Source organism: Gammaproteobacteria bacterium, assembly GCA_029881255.1.
GTDB lineage: Bacteria > Pseudomonadota > Gammaproteobacteria > S012-40 > S012-40 > JAOUMY01.
The window spans coordinates 348,007-366,181 of the sequence record JAOUMY010000004.1 but is presented as its reverse complement, the minus strand read 5'-3'; the positions used below and the strand labels follow the sequence as shown (position 1 = coordinate 366,181).

Genomic DNA, 18,175 nt, shown 5'->3' with positions numbered 1-18,175 from the left:
CGATACAATTTGTGTTTCTGTAAATTTTGACTTCTTCATTAGAGCCTCCTGGGTCTAGTTTGCCAGAATTCTCTACTTTTGACTTGTCTACTTTTTGGGGAAGCTTACGCGTACACCAGCCTTGCGCTTTATCGATGATATTGCCACCGAGCTGGGTTTTATATCTCCCCACTTTTTTGCGATACCTAAGAAAGTGGGGGGCTCTTTAATGCGCGTACATCGTGATGTACGTTTTGGTAAAGACAAGCGCCCGTATAAAACCAATGTCGGCATTCAGTTTCGACACGAGCGCGGCAAAGACGTACATGCGCCTGGATACTATGTGCATATCGAACCTGGTGAATGTTTTCTCGGCGTTGGCATTTGGCGACCAGACGCGCCTAGCCTGGGTAAGATTCGTGATGCGATTGTAGAAAAACCGGATAAATGGAAACGGGCAAAAACGGATAAGGGATTTAACAAAAAATATAAGATGTCCGGTGAAGCATTAAAGAACCCGCCGCGTGGATTTGATAAAGAGCATCCCTTAATCGAAGACCTCAAGCGCAAGGATTTCATTGCGATTAGCAATATTTCTGACAAGGCTGTGTGTGCCAAGGATTTCAAATCTCGTGTTGTCGATAGTTTTCAGGAGGCATCGACGTATATGGAGTTTTTATGCAAGGCGCTGGAACTGAGGTTTTAAAGGTCTAAATATGCGCCGCGCGGATAGACTTTTCCAGATAGTACAATTGCTACGCCATGATCGCGCGATCACCGCGCGTGCGATTGCCGATGAATTAGAAGTCTCCGAACGCACCATCTATCGCGACATCCAGGATCTTTCCCGGAAGGATTTTTTGTGGAGCTGGGGGTGGATGGTGATAATGATGCGCTGGAGGAGATAAAATCGTACAAAGTATTCCCTTAGGGGAATTGAAAATACTGAATAATTAACATAGAGTAGCAAGCCCTATCTAACGAAAAATGTAGAAAAAGGTTTAGTGTGAACATAAGGCTGGCAGCTACCGATTCCGAAATACTCGCCTGTTTCCCAGTGATGAAAGAACTACGCCCTGATTTAGTGGAGTTGGAGTTTGTCGCCAAGATTCGCGCGCTACAACAACGCGGCTTTATGCTGGCATACTTGGAAGTTTCTGGCAGTCCTGTCGCGGTTACCGGCTTCCGTGTGGGTGAAAGTCTAGCCTGGAAACAATATCTCTATGTCGAAGATTTGGTGACTTTGGAAAGCGATCGCTCGAAGGGTTATGGCAAAGTCTTGTTAGATTGGCTGGCAGACTATGCGAAGCAAAACGGGTGTATACAATTTCATTTGGATTCTGGAGTTCAACGAATAGAGGCTCATCGTTTTTACGAGCGTGAGGGTATGCAGAAAACCAGTCTTCATTTTGCAAAGCATATTTCCTTTGTATAAAAAGCAGTGAACCCACCTAGGGTTTAGAAGTAGATTTAAAATAAGAAAAGCGCAAGAATATGAAAAGAAAATTACCAGTCCTAATTGTAGTCGGTTTGTTAGTTGTCTTATCCTCCGGATGTGGAATAACGCAAATTCTCAGACCTGGAGATCAACTTCAATTGCTTGGTCAAGCCACTGTTACATTAACTGATGATCAACGAGTCGACGTATTTGATCCTAAACTCAACTCCGAAGGCGTCACCGCGACTAGTCGCGAAACTGGTAAATCAGTCGAAATTCCTAGGCACTATATTGAAGATGTTTTTCAATTTAGTCACGCCGAGGGGGCAAGAATCGGAGCTATCGGTGGTGCAACGACATGTTTGGCACTTGGAGCCTTAGTCAATAGCGACCCGGAGTTTCGAAATGCAGACACCGGTACCAAGCTTTTTAATCTTACACTGGTACCAGTATTTTGCGCGCTCTTCGGTAGTGTGGGGGGAGCAATCGTTGGCCATAAAACGGAATATATTTTTGATGGCTACACAGACGAAAATATAACTTTGGTTGATTTTCCTGACATTGAAACCTTCCATTCAAAACAATCGCGGAATCAATTCGGAATAGGTGTAGAAACTATTCTGGGTGGTAGCTATTTTCCTGCTTACGAATTGTCTAGCGGTCTTGATTTAAAGAAAGCCAAGGTTCTCCTGCAGGGAGTATCGTTTTCAGCAGAATATCGTTATAACAACTCCGTCACCCTAGGTCTGTCATTTCGTTCCATGTCGCCGATCGATTGGGCAAAAAGAGGAGAGAGTGTTGACTTATTGGGAAATCCGACTAGCTATGACATATTTCGAACAGTGGAGTCCTGGCGTCTATACAAATCTATACACCATAGGTTTGAAGGTTGGTATCTTAAATACGGCGCCGGTATAGATGTATTTGAAAAAAGTTTGGGTACGTCGTCGTGTTGCGCTTTTTCAACTCAAACAGTATATGATTCAGTCAGCGTTGTTTCGGCGTTCGTAGAGTCGGGATATAAAAAACGATTTTTGAAAAACTTTATGTTGACGGCGTCAATGGAAGCATCAAGTTACACTACATTTTCACCACTCGGAGCGTTGGTATTTAAAATTGGTGTGCAGACATTGTAATTCAAAAGAATGGTTTGTCTTCAACGACAAGTATGCGGATAAATAGGCATATGCTGCTGTATTGTTCCGTTTTTCACTTATAAGCTAATATCTGATCGCCATGCCAAAGTCAACCGACCAACTCGTTCAATTTCTGTCGCAGTTTACGACTTTTTCAGACGATGAAATTCAGATCATCCATGAGCAAAGCGATATACGAGAATATCCCAAGGGCACGATCTTGCTTAGAGAGGGTGAGCAGGCTAGGAATAGGTTTCTAGTTCTGCAAGGTTGTGTGCGCAGCTATAACATCAATGACGGTGAAGAAATTAATACCGAGTTCTTCATTGAGCATGATCTGCTTATGCCGGTTAGTTAAAGTAAAAACCAGTCCTCGGAACATTGTCTTGAATACCCCGGAAAAAAGTGCCGAGACTCCGAAATACGCGTGCACGTCCCTCGGACTTGGATGGGGTATCCGGTCGCTCTTCCGTAGGTATTACATTGGACGCAAGAACACTAACGAAATCGTTTATCGAAAGTTTTTGCAACGCCGATCTCGCGGGGCTAGAAACGTTATTGTCAGAGAACTTTCACCTCAAGGGGCCGTTGTTCGAATTCGATACGAGAACCGCATATCTCGAATCCTTGGAAGGTAATTTGGAAGCCGACCCAGAGGCTTCTATTCTATCGATAGTGGCGGAAGACAATGAGGTCACTGTGTTTTACACCTATAAAGAAAATCTCATTTCACAACATTTTCGCTGTAACCAGGGAAAAATCGTTGATACGATACTTGTGTTTAATACGCAAAACATTGCGAAATAATTAGCCTAACCAGAACTGAGGGAGTCTAGGTGCCACACATTATTGCTGAATATACCGAGTCCGCGCTATCAAAAGACGATGTTGCAAAACTGCTGAGAACGATACACCAAAGTGTAACTGACAGTGGTCTATTCGAAAAAAGCCACGTGCGGACACGCGCCTATCCTTTTTGCCAATTCACCAATGGGCTGGAAGACAAGCCATATGTTCATATTCAGGCGCGAATCAAGTCGGGTAGGGATGCGAGTAATAGAAAGGCGTTAGCTGATGCAATTCTCAACGGTGTCGTGCAATTGTCTCTATCTGTCGCGGTAGTTACGGTAGAGATTATCGATATGGATAGGGACAGTTATGCAAAACATTCAGTTTCGTGACTAGTAAAATGAATTCTCCTTAAAATTTCTTGCTTCGGGTGCGATGAGCAGAATACTTCCCGAGATATCAGCAAAATCATCGTTCAATTTAAAAGTCGTAACTGCTTTTCCGGTGTTAATAATTAGTTTATCTCTGTAAACCCAAAAATCTCGACATTCCGATTCTGAAATTGTTTGTCGTAGAACAATGGCGTCATAGGAGGATACGTCATAACTGCTAAGACCGGTTGTTCCGCAATGAAAAAGTAGATTAGCGATGATTTTCACTTTGCCATTGAAAATTTCTGAGGTAGTACCGAGTAATTCCGGTGTTTGAAGGTGACTATACCGATAGATTTCGGTCATATAAGATATTGGATCGCTGTCGGGGTCCTCTTTAATGAGAAAAAGATAATCTTCTTGCAGCGTACGTTTGAGTGAAGGTACTGGAAAATTCAAGTCGAATACATCCGCGTTTCCTTCTGCCGAATATATGTATTTAGAATCTCCGTTGTCCAAGTCTAAGACCATGTGCTCGTCATAAGAACGCAAATTCGAAATTCTGGTACCTTCAGGTCTAAATATTTCTTGCCGAGAACCAAGAAGAAATGAACTTATAGAAATTTTGTCTAGATGTTGATTGTTCTGAGGGTGGTTGGCCATTGCCTCCACAAGTAAAAAATAAAGGGACTTATCGTGTATAGCGAAATTGCCTATTTCTAAGCCCGGAGTTCTTGTCTCAGGTTCATTATCTGGTGGGGAACTGCTCAACGGAATTATATCTACGACAACGCCGTTGTTTTCGTCATGTCGGTATAGAACAACTTTTTGACCTATCATATGGTGGCTATCGTATGGAAATACGTTTTGAAGACGATCAGCGATGTGTAGACTATTCTTATCACCGATATCGATTTTTACTAAATCGATGAAACTATTGGCATAGAGGTAATCGCCATCAATGACAAATTCAGTATTGCCTGGTATCGGCAGAAATCCGATATACTCGGGTAAAGCCGGTTCTGTGTTGTCGAAAACATGAACCCCCTCGTAACGCTCACCAATGAAAATGTAATTGTAATACGCGATAACTAAACTGTTCTCACGAACCTCTCGACCTGCTTCTATTATTAGCGGTTTACGCAATTCTTCATAGCTCAGATATTTCGGGTAATAGGAATGCGAGAGGTGAGCGCAGGCAAGCAAGGACCAAGCGCCAAAGCCAATAATTACGGGTTGAAAGAAAGGAAGTATGCCTACTCGATTTTTAGAATACTGAGCTCTACCAGGTTTCGCAGAAATTGTCTTCGATCCTAGCGATATTGCGAGTATTCCTCCTAACAAGACATAAATTATATCCATGAAATCAAATACGCCGGGAATAATATGAATAGCTTGACCAAGCTCCCAGCATATATTTACCAAAACCCAAAACAACACAGAAAAATACAAATTAAGGGGGCGTTGGCTTAAAAAGAGGTAGGAAAGTAGTGAAAAACTGAGCACGTGTATCAGGGATGGAAAACTGGCGAGAAGATATGCCGTATCGTCTGGCTGAGGAGATAGCCAGCCTATCTGCGTATTCATGGTTTGGGTAAGCGGATTGTATTCCCTAAAGACCAGATAAAATACCAGTCCGAGCGCCAAGGCCAACACACCGACTGCACCAAGCAGGATACGGCTTCGAGATTCCTCCATGTTCTCCTCTCTCTCTATTATTTTTTGGATAGAAATCGGTTGTTATATGGGAAATTGCGAGGCAAATCACGTACAACCTTCAACAAATTCCATGTTATTTCGCCCATAGGGTGTATACAGCAAATCACTTCACGAAGTATCCTGCCAATGCGTAGGTGGCTAACAATTCCCAGGTACTCGATTTTTTGTCTCTTTATTCCACATTTTCTTGTCCTCTTGCTGAATTATTCGTAATAAAACCGGGTTCTGATGGAGGCATATTTCGGATAAACAGACGTTGTGCTTTTACTCTCCAGGCGACTATTGGTTGGCTGAAGGTAGCGGATACAGGACAATACAAAACTGAATGTCGCGGAGAAAATGTATTCACTGCCATTGCCAGAATGTTGTCCCATTAATTATCATAAGGATTATAAGGGAAAGCTCGAAAAGACCGGGTATTATGCCGCCACTTGGACAGTTCGCGCCATGTTTTCAAGGAAATAGTCAACTCTGTCGATAAGCTTGGAATGAAACTTACACCACAACAGATCCGCGATTTTTCAGATATAGGCTGGATCGCTATTCCTGACCTTTTTACTCTCGAAGAGTTGAACGTGATGCGCAATTGTTTCGACGATCTCCTCGTACGCGCGCGCAAGCTGCAAACGACACAGAACTCGGATGGTTCCTATTTTGTGCTGGGGAACGACGGTGACGAGGTCATCATAAAGCGCGTGGTGTGGGCCGGTGGTTGTCAGCCGGATTTATTAAAAGTCGGTGCAGACCCGCGAATTTTGGGGCCTGCGTTGCAACTCTTGGGGTCGGACAGTGCTGACCATCTACTAAACCAGGCCCATTTCAAACGCCCTGGCGATGGCGTGCGCTTCGATTGGCACCAGGACATCATCCATCGTGAACGCGGGCCAGGTACCTGGGAAGATGTCAATGGCAAGGGTAGTTATGTACAAACGGCGCTGTGCGTTGACGATATGACCAGCAAAAACGGTCCTCTCATGTTCGTGAAAGGCAGCTCAAAATGGGGCAAGGTGGATTTTGGCGCGCATGATTATGATCGCGAATATACACCGAACTGGCCTGCTGAATTCGATGAAAGCGACATCGTAACGGTAACGGCGTCAGCGGGGTCAGTGTTGTTTTTTGGTCCTTATACCGCACATGCAAGCTTCGAAAATAATTCAAATACCTCTCGCCGAGTACTGATAAACGGTTACGCTTATCCCGGCGCAAATCACTTCGTATATCCTGGCAATGGCTCAGGTCGCAGGCTTCGCTTGCCCGCGGAATAAAAAACACACTTCAGCTACAGAAAATTTCCTCTTCATCCTGAATCAAATTTGCAGATTTACCCCGCAGAAATGGATTAACATAAAGGGGGAGTTGTCTTGCAGGTAGTAGACACCTGCTTCAGTAAAAAACTCAGGTATTCATGGATGACCAGATTCTTTCAGTATGCGCTCTTGATAGCGCTGTTTTGTGCCCAACCAATTTATGCCGATGAATTGAGCGACACCCGACGCGACTATCGCTTAAGTATCGCGCCAACATTGCAGGACTCGCGCATAGCCGCCAGTGGTGGAATATTCCTTCACAAATTTGCCTATGATGTCTATTGGGACGGTTTTGTCGATACCCTGCCTGAACCAGTACAGCCATGGTTCGGCGGCGTCTGGAATTTTTTCTGGACGTTTAACTTTTCCATGTGGCCTCATGATATGGGGCATTGGGTAAGAGCGAATCAGGCCGGTGGCGATTTCGTCATAGACGAATATCGTTTTCCCTTTCCGCTGGCGCGTATGGTTCAGGCCCCTGACGCGCCACCGGCCCAACAAACCTTAATGTCTGCCGGCGGTTTCGAAATCAATACCCTGATGCGTTGGCAACATGAACGTCTGTATTTTGAAACAGGTTATCGCGATGATGTCGACATGATCCATAGTTTTATACAGACCATGTTTTTTCCTATCTACACCTTGCTGATTGCGCCAAATGATCCGGAAAGTCGTGATATGTGGGAAGAGACGTATGGCGATCCGGCCGACTACACCAAACTATTGTTTCAACACTATGCTAATCGCCCCAGAGTTCGTGCTGACGGGAGTGTTGACCCGACCATCACTCGTCTCTACCGCGAAATATTCTGGACCAATTTAGCAACGATACTCGTCGATCCGATGACGTATAAAAGTTTCGAAGGTATGGTAGTCGATCTTAAACAACCTTCACGTATCGGAAATCCTTGGTTGGTCACACGCGGCGATTTTTCCTGGGCGTATACCACGCGGTTCAATCCTGGGGCAATCGGCTATGAAGTCTATCTCACGCAGCATCTGAAATGGCGGCAACATTATGCGGCTTTCTATATGAAAATGGGTAGACCGTTTAAAAATAGGGGAATCGGTTTGTACGTGCCGCGTATTGTGGACGTTAACAAACTGAGCATTGGTGGCAGCGTGGATGCCTGGGATCAGGATGTGTTTGGCAAAGGGATTATGTTAACGCTAAGCCCAACGTATCATGTAAATTCGCGCTTTGATATTTCGGCAGATCTACACTGGAAAGACACAGGCTATATCGTTGGCCGTCGACTGGATAGGGAGTTCGGATTGTTGGTGAATGGGACGTTTTACTGGTAAACACATTTTGAATCCTTTTTTATATCGCTGCGTATTGTTTGTAAACCTTCTGTTCTTTTGCGCTTGTAGCGAAACGGAATACCAAAACATTTCTCCCGAGGATTATACCTATCAAGTTCCTGTGCAACTCAATGACGGAATCGCTGTCGCCACAATTACAGATGTCGGCGCAGCAGAAGACACCTTGGCGGAAATGGTCAGGAATCGGCTTCGAGACCACTACGGAAAAATCGACAGTGTATTGGTGTTTAAAAGCGGTCGTCTGATATTGGAAGAATATTTTAGTGCCTATGATATTTCGACTAAGCACGATATGCGCTCCGCTACTAAAAGCATTACCTCGTTGTTGGCTGGAATTGCTATTCAAGAGAACTTCATCGAAGACGAATACGCCAAAGTTACCCCTTATTTCAAAAACGAGCCGTTTGGATAACTGGGTCGCTGAAAAAGACGATATTCAGTTGTACCACTTGCTGAATATGAACACAGGCCTGGACTGTAATGATCACAGCGGCACATCGGCAGGAAATGAGTCGCGAATGTATCGTGAGCGCGATTGGTATCGTTTTTTGTTAGAACAAAAAATGATTTATACCCTTGGTGAGCACTATGCCTACTGCACCGCCGGCGTCAATATGCTGGGTGGTATTATTCTCAAGGCTAGCGGAGCACGAAACAATAGAGTGGCGATTTCTCCCACCTACAAGATTGATGACTATGTCAGCTTTCGAGTGGATGTATTCTATGCAAGGGCCAGCGCCAAGCCCTTTAAAGACAAAATTGGGTTCGTAAACGACCAGGCAGGTGCGACATTGCAACTGATCTGGCGCTTTTAGCAGATTCGAAGTGTCTAAATATTGCTTGAATAGGTAACGCTAGCGACTACATGGTGAAGTTATCGACAGTTTGATTTGTTTTCCCGTCGCCCATGAGGTCGGCCTTCATCGGCAAAATCACTGATTAGCATAACAAACCCAAACCACAACCTATGACGCTCTGTCGCGGTTGCGGCATCTTTGTGTTGCAGATTTATTGTTCATACCCGACGATTTACATTGTGAAAGCGACGATACCTACAATCCTTCTCTTCTTAGTCAACCATGAGTAAGTTTTTTGGCTTCGCTGTAGAGATACGCTTGTCGGCGTAAGAAAAAAATGATGCATCATAGAATTCATGAAGCTCTCTAGGCGGAGACCAATGATAGCCTTGTCCCTTTTCCACGCCGATATCTTTTAATTTTGCGGTGATTAGATGATTATCGACGAATTCTGCAATAGTCTCTATGCCCAGGCTTTGGGCGACAGTGAGTATCGCCTTCACGAAGACCAGATCCTGCGGTTCAATGTGTAAATCTCGTATGAAATGACCATCAATTTTTATATAGTCTATCGTCAGATTTTTTAAATATTGGAATGAAGCAAATCCAACCCCAAAATCATCCAGCGCAAATCGGCATCCCAGTTTACGCAAAGAATCAATAAAAGTAGTAGCTTTTTCCAAGTCTCTTAATGCGACAGTTTCTGTAACTTCAAAAATTAATTTTGTCGGATCTATGCGGTATAACTCGATTTGTTTTCTAACGTAACGCAAGCATTCTTCAGACCCAAAAAAGAAGCCAGACAGGTTGATGGCGAACGCCGGGCTGTGGCCAGCGATATTAAGATAGTTTTGCATCCGTATGGCGTTTTCGATGACCCATTTATCGATGTCGTAAATCAGGCCAAATCGTTCGGCAACATCTATAAAGTCCGATGGTTCTATGATGTTTCCATTTCGATCAAGCATGCGTAACAAAACTTCGTAATGAGATAGTGAGTCTGTTTGTAAATCAATTATAGGTTGATAGTGTAGTCTAAACCTGTCTTCCGACAACGCGCTTTTAATTTCCGTGGCCCAGTGTATCTTTTTCTCCATAAAATTATCTTCGCCGGAATCATCCCGATAGGAGAAATAGCGATTACGACCAAGATTCTTTGCGTTATACATCGCCAGATCGGCCTTGGCCAATAAATCATCGGGATTCTTGCCATGCAATGGAAAAAGCACAATACCTATGCTTGCACTGATATAGGAATGATGGCCACTATATGTGATCTTCTTTTCGTTCAGGCGCTGGAGTAGCAAATGAGCGAATTCTTCCGCCTCTCCATGCTTAACGATAGGCAAAATGATGGCGAATTCGTCGCCACCCAAGCGACACAATATGTCTGACATGCGGATAGAGGCATGTAAGGTTTTTGCCACTTGTATCAAACATTCATCACCGGCAAAGTGTCCAAAGGTGTCATTGATATATTTGAACTGATCGAGGTCAATAAAAAGCAAGGCACTCTGATGACCATAGCGGTTTGCCATCTGTACTTGCGTTTTTATTTCTTGAAAAAACTGGTGTCGATTTATCAAACCAGTAAGTGAATCATGCGTGGCCAGGTAGGATATATGATCCGCATTATGCTTCTCTTCAGTGATATCGATGAGCAAGCCGCGTGCTATCAACACTCCATCGCTGTTTTCTTCAAAGTTGGCGATATGTCTAATCCAGAGTAATTCGCCTTCAGAGTCAAACACGCGATAGTCTTGAGTGCATCTTCCTGCGGGTTGCGCGCACTCTAGCCACTGGCTATAAACCCGATCAAGATCTTCTTCATATATTTGATTCATCCAGAATTTGTCTTCATACCACGCGTCAATTGGATACTTCAGCAGACAGGCGGCTTCGTTGCTGACAAATCGGAAACCAATATTTCGCGCATTGGCCTCGAAGATGACCGCGTTTACGCCGTTGAGCAAGGTATGCAGATGTCGGGTCTTTTCCTCAAGTGCCTGATGCTCTTTTTGTAGTTCAGCCTGAGTATTCTCCAGGTGTTCGGCCAACTGATTAAAAGTATCAGCAAGGTCACCGATTTCGTCATTCGTTTTTACAGGGATGCGATGTTCAAGATTCCCGCTTTTAAGGGCCAGCGCACCGGCGTTGAGGATGTCGAAACGACGCATTAGATAGACGCCGGTTGCCACCGTAACAAGTATGGAGAGTACGAGCATCAATAGTGCAATAGTCGCGTTCTGCAATCGCGTTTCATTGGTCAATTTCTCAACTTCTTCGATTGAGAAACCGGCCTTTAACGTGCCGAGAAACTGATTTCCCAATTCGACCCGATGTTCGACGTCATAAATTCCGTCTTTCAGTGCCTGTTTGTAGCTAGTATCGGGTAGAGCGTTGTGTGGAGGGTTACCGATCGTGGCGGATATAGCATCGGTCCTGTCAGTCACTTGTGCATAAACAAGATTCTCTTTGTCTTTAAGTAGAAAAAGGACATCTTTTAAGATAGCTCTGTCACGAAAGGTCAAGCCGGTGGCAAGTGAATCGGCTAGCAGGAATGTCTCTTCGGTCACCGTTCTTTCGAATAACTCCGCATGACTGGAGCTAATAAGGCGTACGCTATTCCACACCAGTAAAGAAAGCATAATAATCTCAATACCGACAATCACCAGGACCATGCGCAACGCAAGATTGGGCTTAAATAAGTTCATTTTTTGGTCTTCTAGTCCAACGATGACAAATAGGTGCGAAGAACATTAAACTCCGTGTTGGACGCTTCTCGGAAACCCGGACAGGACATTTGGGTTAGTGCAAGCGAGCCTTCAGGCGTATTTTCCATGCCGATAAGCGTTTTGCTTATTTTGTCTAATGTTGTTGTAGATACGCGTTTGGAACCCAAAACCGCAATCGAAGGAAAATCATTGCTTTTGGCTATCAATCTTAGGCCATCTTTTTCAATGGCATTCTTCACCAGATAGGGGCCGATGATAGCGGCCTCAATTTCTCCGGCAGTCAAGGCATGGTAGGCAGCATTATGGGTACGATAGGATTTATATACCGGCGCTTTCTCACCTTTCAAGCCGACCTTGTCCAGATATTTTCGACCAATAACCGGAATAAACGCCGTCTCAGGCGCATGGCCGATTTTTTTTCCGCGCAAATCCTTGACGTCCCGTATCTCACTATTTCCTCGCACCAGTATATTGGCCGACAAAGGGGATTTAAACGTGGCTAATAATTTATAGTGTCCGGTATCAATAGCGGAGTTGACGAAGTGGGGCGCCGTGAGAATGATGTCGTACTGTTTTTTCTTGGTTCTGGCAACGAATTCGTCAAAACCATTGGCGGTCTCAAAGACGATTTCTTCATTCGCATTTTGCATGATGTAGTCCCGCAAGGGGGCAAAGCGTTTGAATAATGAGATAGGGCTCATAAAGGGCAATAGCCCGAACACCAGACCATCTTCGCCCTGCCGGACAGAGGAGGCCTTGGCATTTGACGCAACGGAGAAAAAAACGATGGACGTAAGCAGCAGGTATTTTAAAAAACTATGCATTGATTTTTACTTCCCATGTATTTCATCAACTACACTATTTATCAGCACATATAGCGCCGTCTATTAGCACAGTCTCATATATGCAGACATAACCACGGCTATGTGCTCTTAAAGCAAAAACTCTAGTGTTAAAGATAACTGCCTAATTTCTTGTTATATAGCACGGGACTACTTTCAGGTGCTGAGGGAGAGGACAGGCAAAATTGCCTGAGGAAAACGAGCCAGAGTGGAATTCTTGGATTAATATGGCTGCGGACTTCCAGTTCCCAGAGTAAAGCCTGTGTAAATATATAGAAATAGTTTAAATTCATCAAATGTTTTAGCGTATTTGCCATTGCCTGAGATGACCTTGTCGCCCTAGATGAATACTGCGCTAACTGCGGATCGATACACCAAACCTGGAAACATGATTGCTGCCACTTCCGAACCAGACTCAAAAAAGAGCCTTGTACTAAACCGATCTCGTTTGTCTGGGAGCGTTTTTCGTCATTCATTCGTGTACAAAGTTGCTTACAATTGTCGCCATTTAAAAATAACCTGGTTAAAAAGAAAGGTAAGAGATGGCTAAAATAGTCTACGGGGTATCGGGTGAGGGATCAGGACATTCCTCAAGGGCGAGAGAGATTCTCAGGTATTTACTTGCGCAGGGACACGAGGTCCGTGTCGTCAGTTATGATCGTGGCTACCGAAATCTAAAAGACGATTTCGATGTAACCGAGGTCGCCGGGTTAAAAATCGTCAGCAAGAATAACAAGGTTTCGCCATTAATAACGCTTCTTGAAAATCTGCGGTCGGTCCCTGACGGCATCAAGAGTTTTAGGCGGGTTCGAAAGACACTTTTTAAACAGTTTGCGCCTGACTGCGTCATCACCGATTTTGAGCCGACGACGGCATATCTCGCCAATTATTACGGACTGCCGCTTATTACAATCGATAATCAACATCGAATGCGCTATATGACCTACGAGTTCGAGGAACAGCATCGCAAGGATGCGATTGTCACTGAGGCGATAATCCGTGCCATGGTCCCTCGTCCGACGGTGTCCTTGATTACCAGTTTTCATGAAGGGGAGCTGCGAAATAACACGAGTTATGTATTTCCGCCGATATTACGTAGCGAAGTATTAGCACTGAAACCCGAGCCCGGCGCAAACATACTGGTATATGTGACCTCAGGCTACGAATCACTTTTGAGTACGCTGGCGGGATTTACACGCGAGCAATTCGTCGTCTATGGGTATAACAAAGGCGAACGACATGGAAACCTGTTATACAAGTCGTTTAGTAGCGACGGTTTTCTCGAGGATTTGCGACGTGCAAAGGCTGTAGTGGCGACGGCTGGATTTACACTCATGACGGAGAGTTTGTATCTGGGCGTGCCTATGTTTGCCTTGCCCATGAAAGGGCAGTTCGAACAGATTCTCAATGCTTCAATGCTGGACAAACTGGGTTATGGCGCGACTGGTGATGGAACGCGTGACCTGGCTGCATTTCTCTATCAGCTGCCCGACTATCGCGTAGCGTTGAGTTCCTACCCAAGACTGGGCAACGAGCAAATAACAACATTTCTTGGTAAGCTACTTCAGGATGATTGCCGCTATTTACGGGAAATATATACTCAGCCTGATTTGGCCGTTCAGTAAGTCGTCTATCGAGAGATTAGCAAGCCTCATTTATGTATAATTTGAGTCTACTATTGAGCAGTTAGGGGGCCTGTTTATGTTGTTTTCTTTCCGGTGTATTCTTTTTGTTGGCACCAGCTTGTCATTATTTTTTCGAGGCACCTCCAAAATTACCTTATTGGTTTCGTCAGTCGCATTGGTATTGTGTTCCTGCTCGGGCCTTCCAACTATGCACCAGGGCTCGGACGTCGACCGGGAACAAAGGATCAAGACATATCTTGATGGCGTAGTCGAATCGGGAATGACGCCGGGTATTCAATACATCGTACTCAATGAAGAGAAAGTCTTGTTTGAATATGCCAGCGGTAGGGCAGTGGTAAATGGTCCGGCGATGAGCATGCAAACGCCGATGATGCTTTACTCCGCGACGAAACTTTTTACGGCTGTGGCAGTGTTACAACTGGTCGATCAAAACAAAATTCAACTTGACGATTTACTCAGCAAATATTTGCCGGACATTCCATATAAGTCGGTAACCATAGGGCAAGTGCTCGGTCATCGTGCCGGTATCCCAGACGCCATGATAGGTAAAATGTATGTGCACCCAGACCATGAGCATGGGAAGCTGGATCTTAAGGCGATGCTCACCGAAACACTTAATAAAAATCCCAAGCTAAAATTCGAACCTGGAAGCGATGTGAAGTACAGCAATCTGGGTTATGCCTTGCTAGGAGAATTGATTAGAAAAGTGAGTGGAGTTTCCTATGAAACATACGTGGTCGACAATATACTCAAACCTCTGGGCATGGAAACCGGGACAGACTTCACATTCGACAAGTTTGAAGCCGACTCTAAAGGATACGCCCGTCGGTTTTCGTTAATCGGTATGCTCATTGGTATGTTGATCGATAATTTAACGCAAGAAAAAGTAGATGGATGGATAACGTATAAGGAGCATTGGTATTTTAATTTTCCCGCTCACGGTGGTCTGATTACTAATGCACCTTCAACGGCTCTGTTTGTACAGGACATGTTGGCTGCAAACCCTAAGACACTTTCAGTGAAAATGAAGTCAGAATTTTTCAAGCTACAGGGTGAATGGAACTCCACTTTGCTCAATTCCACGCACAACGCGCGTTCCTGGTTTTATAACAACAAAGGCGTTACACCTTTCTATTTTCATGAAGGTAGCGCGTTTGGCTATATTTCGGAGTTACGTGTATACCCCGAGGCGGGTATTGCATCGGTATTATTGGTGAACACCACGCATCGGGATCACAAAACGGTGATGGAAAAAGTCGATGGTGAATTTCTTACCCCATAGTGCCTATATGTCGCTATGCTAAGGATTGAATATGCGAGTAAAGTGTTCAGTATATATTGCCACGAGTGTAGACGGTTATATCGCCAGACCAGACGGCGATATCGAATGGTTACACAATCCGAAATATGCCGAGTCCAAAATGAATGGACTGCAATATGAAGACTTTGTTGCGGACATTGACGCCATTGTCATGGGCCGAAACTCTTATGAAAAAGTGCGTACATTTGGTTTCTGGCCTTACGAAGATATTCCGGTTATTGTGCTTACCAGTCATTCCTTCCTCGTTCCTGACGAACTAAAGGACAAAGTTCAGATCTATAATCTTCCACCGCCGAGCCTGGTATCTGTTTTAGCACAGCAGGGTTATCGTCATTTGTATATTGATGGCGGTAAAACAATACAGGGATTTCTAAATGCGGATTTAATCGACGAGCTCACCGTCACTCATATCCCAATTTTGCTTGGCGAAGGTATACGTCTTTTTGAAAATGTACATCACCAAATTGAGTTAAATCTTATTACTTCCGCCAGTTCTGATAATGGTTTTGTCCAAAGTCGGTATACGGTGCGAAAACAGGTATAGGTCTTAATGTGACAATCATTTCTATCGCTCCGCCACTTCATGGCGAATGGATTTCTCAGAAAGCGTCGATTCCATTACCGGGTTCTATAATTCGGTTTGGCATAGAATAGTATTAAAGAAAAAAGGGCTGGCAGCGTTACCAGCCCTTTTTACATACAGATGCAGTTTAGTTAGCGCCGTTTTTCTTCGAGGTTCTCGTTGAAACCCAGACGTCTACTTTGCCGCTTCCACCTGTGCGATTAGTGGTGTAATAGAGCTCAGTATCTTCGTTCGCCAGGGATACACGACGGTTAACATCTTTTGAACCATTTGCGATGGCTTCAACTACGGTCGGCTCTGAGAACGCGTGATTTGTGCTTAAACGCGTTGCAACATAGATGTGATCACCGACGAGATCAGCGCGTCTATTACTATCCAGATACAATTCCAGACCGTTGTTGCTCAAAGCGGGGCGATGGTCATTCTTGCTGGTGTTTACCGCATCAATTCCCTGTATCGTGTCTACGATCGGGGATTGATCGCTGCCTAACTTCACAGAATAGATATCATGTCCGCCTTTGCCGCCCGTTCTGTTAGACGAAAAGTATACGTAATTGTCGCCAGTGGCCGTTTCATGATAGTAAGGGCCCTGGTCGACTTTTGCGCTATTGAAACCACCGTTGCTGCTACATCCAAGATGTACTGGCGCGGACCAGCCGAAGTCATCGTTAACGTCATCACGCGTAGACATATAGATATCGCGTCTCAGGCTGTTTGTTCCTGAAGGGTCAGTAATTTCTGCGTCATTACAGCCGCCGTCTCTTTCACTGGTAAAGAACAGGACTTTTTCATTTGGGCTGAGGGTAGGGCAGATTTCCCAGTAGGCAGAATTAATGCCTTCGCCTAATAACTTCGGGGCCTGCCAGTCATCGTTTACGTTAGCGCGTCTGGCGACGTATAAATCCATTCCGCCGAATCCACCAGCACGGTCTGACGCAAGATACATACTCAGTCCGTTTGCGGTGACGAACTGACATCCATCTCTCGCGGAGGAATTCAGGTTCACCCCAGCATTCGTGGGTTCGGACCATTCACTATAGACAGGTGCGGCGTTTGCACTCATAGCGCTAATTGCCATGCTCGTACTGAGTAGTGCAAAAGAAACGTGTCTTACCAGTTGTTGTTTATTTTTTGTTCCTGACATCAATTATCTCCTAACTTTATGTTTTGCTATTTACAAAAAACACTAACTATCATCCTGAGTCAGCAACCGGAATATACCAGCGTTTCTAAGGACATACATATTGTTTGATAGCGTAAATTAATAGGGACGGATAAAAAATTTTGTTGTTCTGTTTTGATACAGTGACAAGCGGATCGTCTGAGTTTTAATTACCACGATACGCGACGCAGCATGATTTCTATTAGGAAAATAATTATCTGTATGATATCAATAGCAAACCCGCTAAAACTAATGCTATATGTTTAAAGAAAAATAGTAATCTAATTCTCTGCTAACTATCTGATGACGACAACGTGTTACACTATCGCGCCTTGTCAAATATTCATCGTGTCATCGGGAACTCGTACCGGTACGGCACTGCCCAAGCAAAAGGTTTCCCATAGTTATTGTCTTTTCACCAGGAGATTTAGTTATGCGATATTCTGTAGTTCTTCAGGCGGCCTTACTCGCCAGTGCTGTTGCGACAAGTCCCGTGTACGCCGGCGACAAGAGTGGCCATCCCCACGACGATATGGGTGGCTGGCAAGATAGCAGCGGGCATCATGGAGGCAAAGAGTGGGGCGGCGAACATGGCTGGAAGGGTGATTGGTCAGTAGAAGATCGTCTCGCCAAAATGAAAACCCATCTCAAACTCAGTGACCAACAAGTGGCGCAGATCAAAGATATTTTCGAACGCTCAGATCTTCAGTTAAAGCCTCTACAAGAACAAAGTAAGAGCAATCGCGAACAAATTCGCGCCATGGTTGATAGCGGAAGCATCAATGATGCAGAGCTAGAGCGTTTGGCCAAGGCTCAGGGTGATTTAAAAGCACAAAAAATCATCATACGCAGTAAAAGTCGCGTCGATGTCATGAATGTCCTGAATGCCGACCAATTGGCGCAGTTCAAGGAATACTGGAATAAACGCGGCCATCACGGCAAAGGCTGGAGCGAGTAACAAAACCTTATCTGATTTTCAACTGCCCGGCGCCTAAGCCGGGCAGATTCACTCCGCCGGCTG

Annotated in this window: 18 protein-coding genes and 1 pseudogene; 15 read left to right on the top strand and 4 right to left on the bottom strand. The window is 44.7% G+C overall.

Features of this window, described 5'->3' with window-relative positions; genetic code table 11:
- The first annotated feature begins 121 nt into the window (after positions 1-121).
- The 7 genes and pseudogenes from OEZ43_11080 to OEZ43_11050 all read left to right on the top strand — a co-directional run bounded on the left by OEZ43_11080 (position 122) and on the right by OEZ43_11050 (position 3,734).
- Positions 122-685, top strand: coding sequence for a TIGR02453 family protein (locus OEZ43_11080; protein ID MDH5546129.1), 564 nt, complete (start codon positions 122-124; stop codon positions 683-685).
- Positions 686-695: 10 nt separating this feature from the next.
- Positions 696-827 (top strand): annotated as a pseudogene (locus tag OEZ43_11075) (HTH domain-containing protein).
- A gap of 158 nt (positions 828-985) precedes the next feature.
- Complete coding sequence (locus OEZ43_11070) at positions 986-1,414, top strand: GNAT family N-acetyltransferase (GenBank protein ID MDH5546128.1); 429 nt, start codon at positions 986-988, stop codon at positions 1,412-1,414.
- Positions 1,415-1,473: 59 nt separating this feature from the next.
- The gene (locus OEZ43_11065; GenBank protein MDH5546127.1) at positions 1,474-2,553 is read left to right on the top strand and encodes a hypothetical protein; all 1,080 of its coding nucleotides are present in this window, start codon (positions 1,474-1,476) and stop codon (positions 2,551-2,553) included.
- A 100-nt stretch (positions 2,554-2,653) separates the two neighbouring features.
- The gene (locus tag OEZ43_11060) at positions 2,654-2,911 is read left to right on the top strand and encodes a cyclic nucleotide-binding domain-containing protein (GenBank protein MDH5546126.1); all 258 of its coding nucleotides are present in this window, start codon (positions 2,654-2,656) and stop codon (positions 2,909-2,911) included.
- Between the two features lie 47 nt (positions 2,912-2,958).
- Positions 2,959-3,360, top strand: coding sequence for a nuclear transport factor 2 family protein (locus OEZ43_11055; protein ID MDH5546125.1), 402 nt, complete (start codon positions 2,959-2,961; stop codon positions 3,358-3,360).
- A 29-nt stretch (positions 3,361-3,389) separates the two neighbouring features.
- The gene (locus OEZ43_11050; GenBank protein MDH5546124.1) at positions 3,390-3,734 is read left to right on the top strand and encodes a hypothetical protein; all 345 of its coding nucleotides are present in this window, start codon (positions 3,390-3,392) and stop codon (positions 3,732-3,734) included.
- On the opposite strand, the gene OEZ43_11045 is transcribed toward OEZ43_11050, so the two are convergent.
- Positions 3,735-5,300: a hypothetical protein gene (locus OEZ43_11045; protein MDH5546123.1), complete on the bottom strand. Its 1,566-nt coding sequence runs from the start codon at positions 5,298-5,300 to the stop codon at positions 3,735-3,737. It lies immediately after the preceding gene.
- 620 nt (positions 5,301-5,920) lie between these two features.
- Between OEZ43_11045 and OEZ43_11040 the strand changes: the two genes are divergently transcribed.
- From OEZ43_11040 to OEZ43_11025, 4 genes are all read left to right on the top strand, one after another.
- Complete coding sequence (locus tag OEZ43_11040) at positions 5,921-6,700, top strand: phytanoyl-CoA dioxygenase family protein (GenBank protein ID MDH5546122.1); 780 nt, start codon at positions 5,921-5,923, stop codon at positions 6,698-6,700.
- Between the two features lie 144 nt (positions 6,701-6,844).
- Complete coding sequence (locus tag OEZ43_11035; protein ID MDH5546121.1) at positions 6,845-8,047, top strand: hypothetical protein; 1,203 nt, start codon at positions 6,845-6,847, stop codon at positions 8,045-8,047.
- Entirely contained in the window at positions 8,028-8,480 is a 453-nt protein-coding gene (locus tag OEZ43_11030; protein MDH5546120.1) for a hypothetical protein, read from the top strand. Before OEZ43_11035 ends, OEZ43_11030 begins: the two co-directional genes overlap by 20 nt.
- Positions 8,473-8,883, top strand: coding sequence for a serine hydrolase (locus OEZ43_11025; GenBank protein ID MDH5546119.1), 411 nt, complete (start codon positions 8,473-8,475; stop codon positions 8,881-8,883). The genes OEZ43_11030 and OEZ43_11025 overlap by 8 nt, the downstream gene beginning before the upstream one ends.
- 254 nt (positions 8,884-9,137) lie before the next feature.
- Here the strand turns inward: OEZ43_11025 and OEZ43_11020 are convergent, their stop codons facing one another.
- Together OEZ43_11020 and OEZ43_11015 are read right to left on the bottom strand one after the other, a co-directional pair.
- Positions 9,138-11,579: an EAL domain-containing protein gene (locus OEZ43_11020; protein MDH5546118.1), complete on the bottom strand. Its 2,442-nt coding sequence runs from the start codon at positions 11,577-11,579 to the stop codon at positions 9,138-9,140.
- Between the two features lie 11 nt (positions 11,580-11,590).
- Positions 11,591-12,424, bottom strand: a complete 834-nt coding sequence (locus tag OEZ43_11015; GenBank protein ID MDH5546117.1) for a phosphate/phosphite/phosphonate ABC transporter substrate-binding protein — start codon at positions 12,422-12,424, stop codon at positions 11,591-11,593.
- A 560-nt stretch (positions 12,425-12,984) separates the two neighbouring features.
- On the opposite strand from OEZ43_11015, the gene OEZ43_11010 reads away from it, so the two are divergent.
- From OEZ43_11010 to OEZ43_11000, 3 genes are all read left to right on the top strand, one after another.
- The gene (locus OEZ43_11010; protein MDH5546116.1) at positions 12,985-14,067 is read left to right on the top strand and encodes a hypothetical protein; all 1,083 of its coding nucleotides are present in this window, start codon (positions 12,985-12,987) and stop codon (positions 14,065-14,067) included.
- Between the two features lie 76 nt (positions 14,068-14,143).
- Complete coding sequence (locus OEZ43_11005; protein ID MDH5546115.1) at positions 14,144-15,370, top strand: beta-lactamase family protein; 1,227 nt, start codon at positions 14,144-14,146, stop codon at positions 15,368-15,370.
- Between the two features lie 31 nt (positions 15,371-15,401).
- On the top strand, positions 15,402-15,953 hold the full coding sequence (locus OEZ43_11000; protein ID MDH5546114.1) for a dihydrofolate reductase family protein: 552 nt from the start codon (positions 15,402-15,404) through the stop codon (positions 15,951-15,953).
- A gap of 166 nt (positions 15,954-16,119) precedes the next feature.
- On the opposite strand, the gene OEZ43_10995 is transcribed toward OEZ43_11000, so the two are convergent.
- Positions 16,120-17,136: a hypothetical protein gene (locus tag OEZ43_10995; protein MDH5546113.1), complete on the bottom strand. Its 1,017-nt coding sequence runs from the start codon at positions 17,134-17,136 to the stop codon at positions 16,120-16,122.
- Between the two features lie 451 nt (positions 17,137-17,587).
- On the opposite strand from OEZ43_10995, the gene OEZ43_10990 reads away from it, so the two are divergent.
- Positions 17,588-18,112: a Spy/CpxP family protein refolding chaperone gene (locus tag OEZ43_10990; protein ID MDH5546112.1), complete on the top strand. Its 525-nt coding sequence runs from the start codon at positions 17,588-17,590 to the stop codon at positions 18,110-18,112.
- Positions 18,113-18,175: the final 63 nt, after the last annotated feature.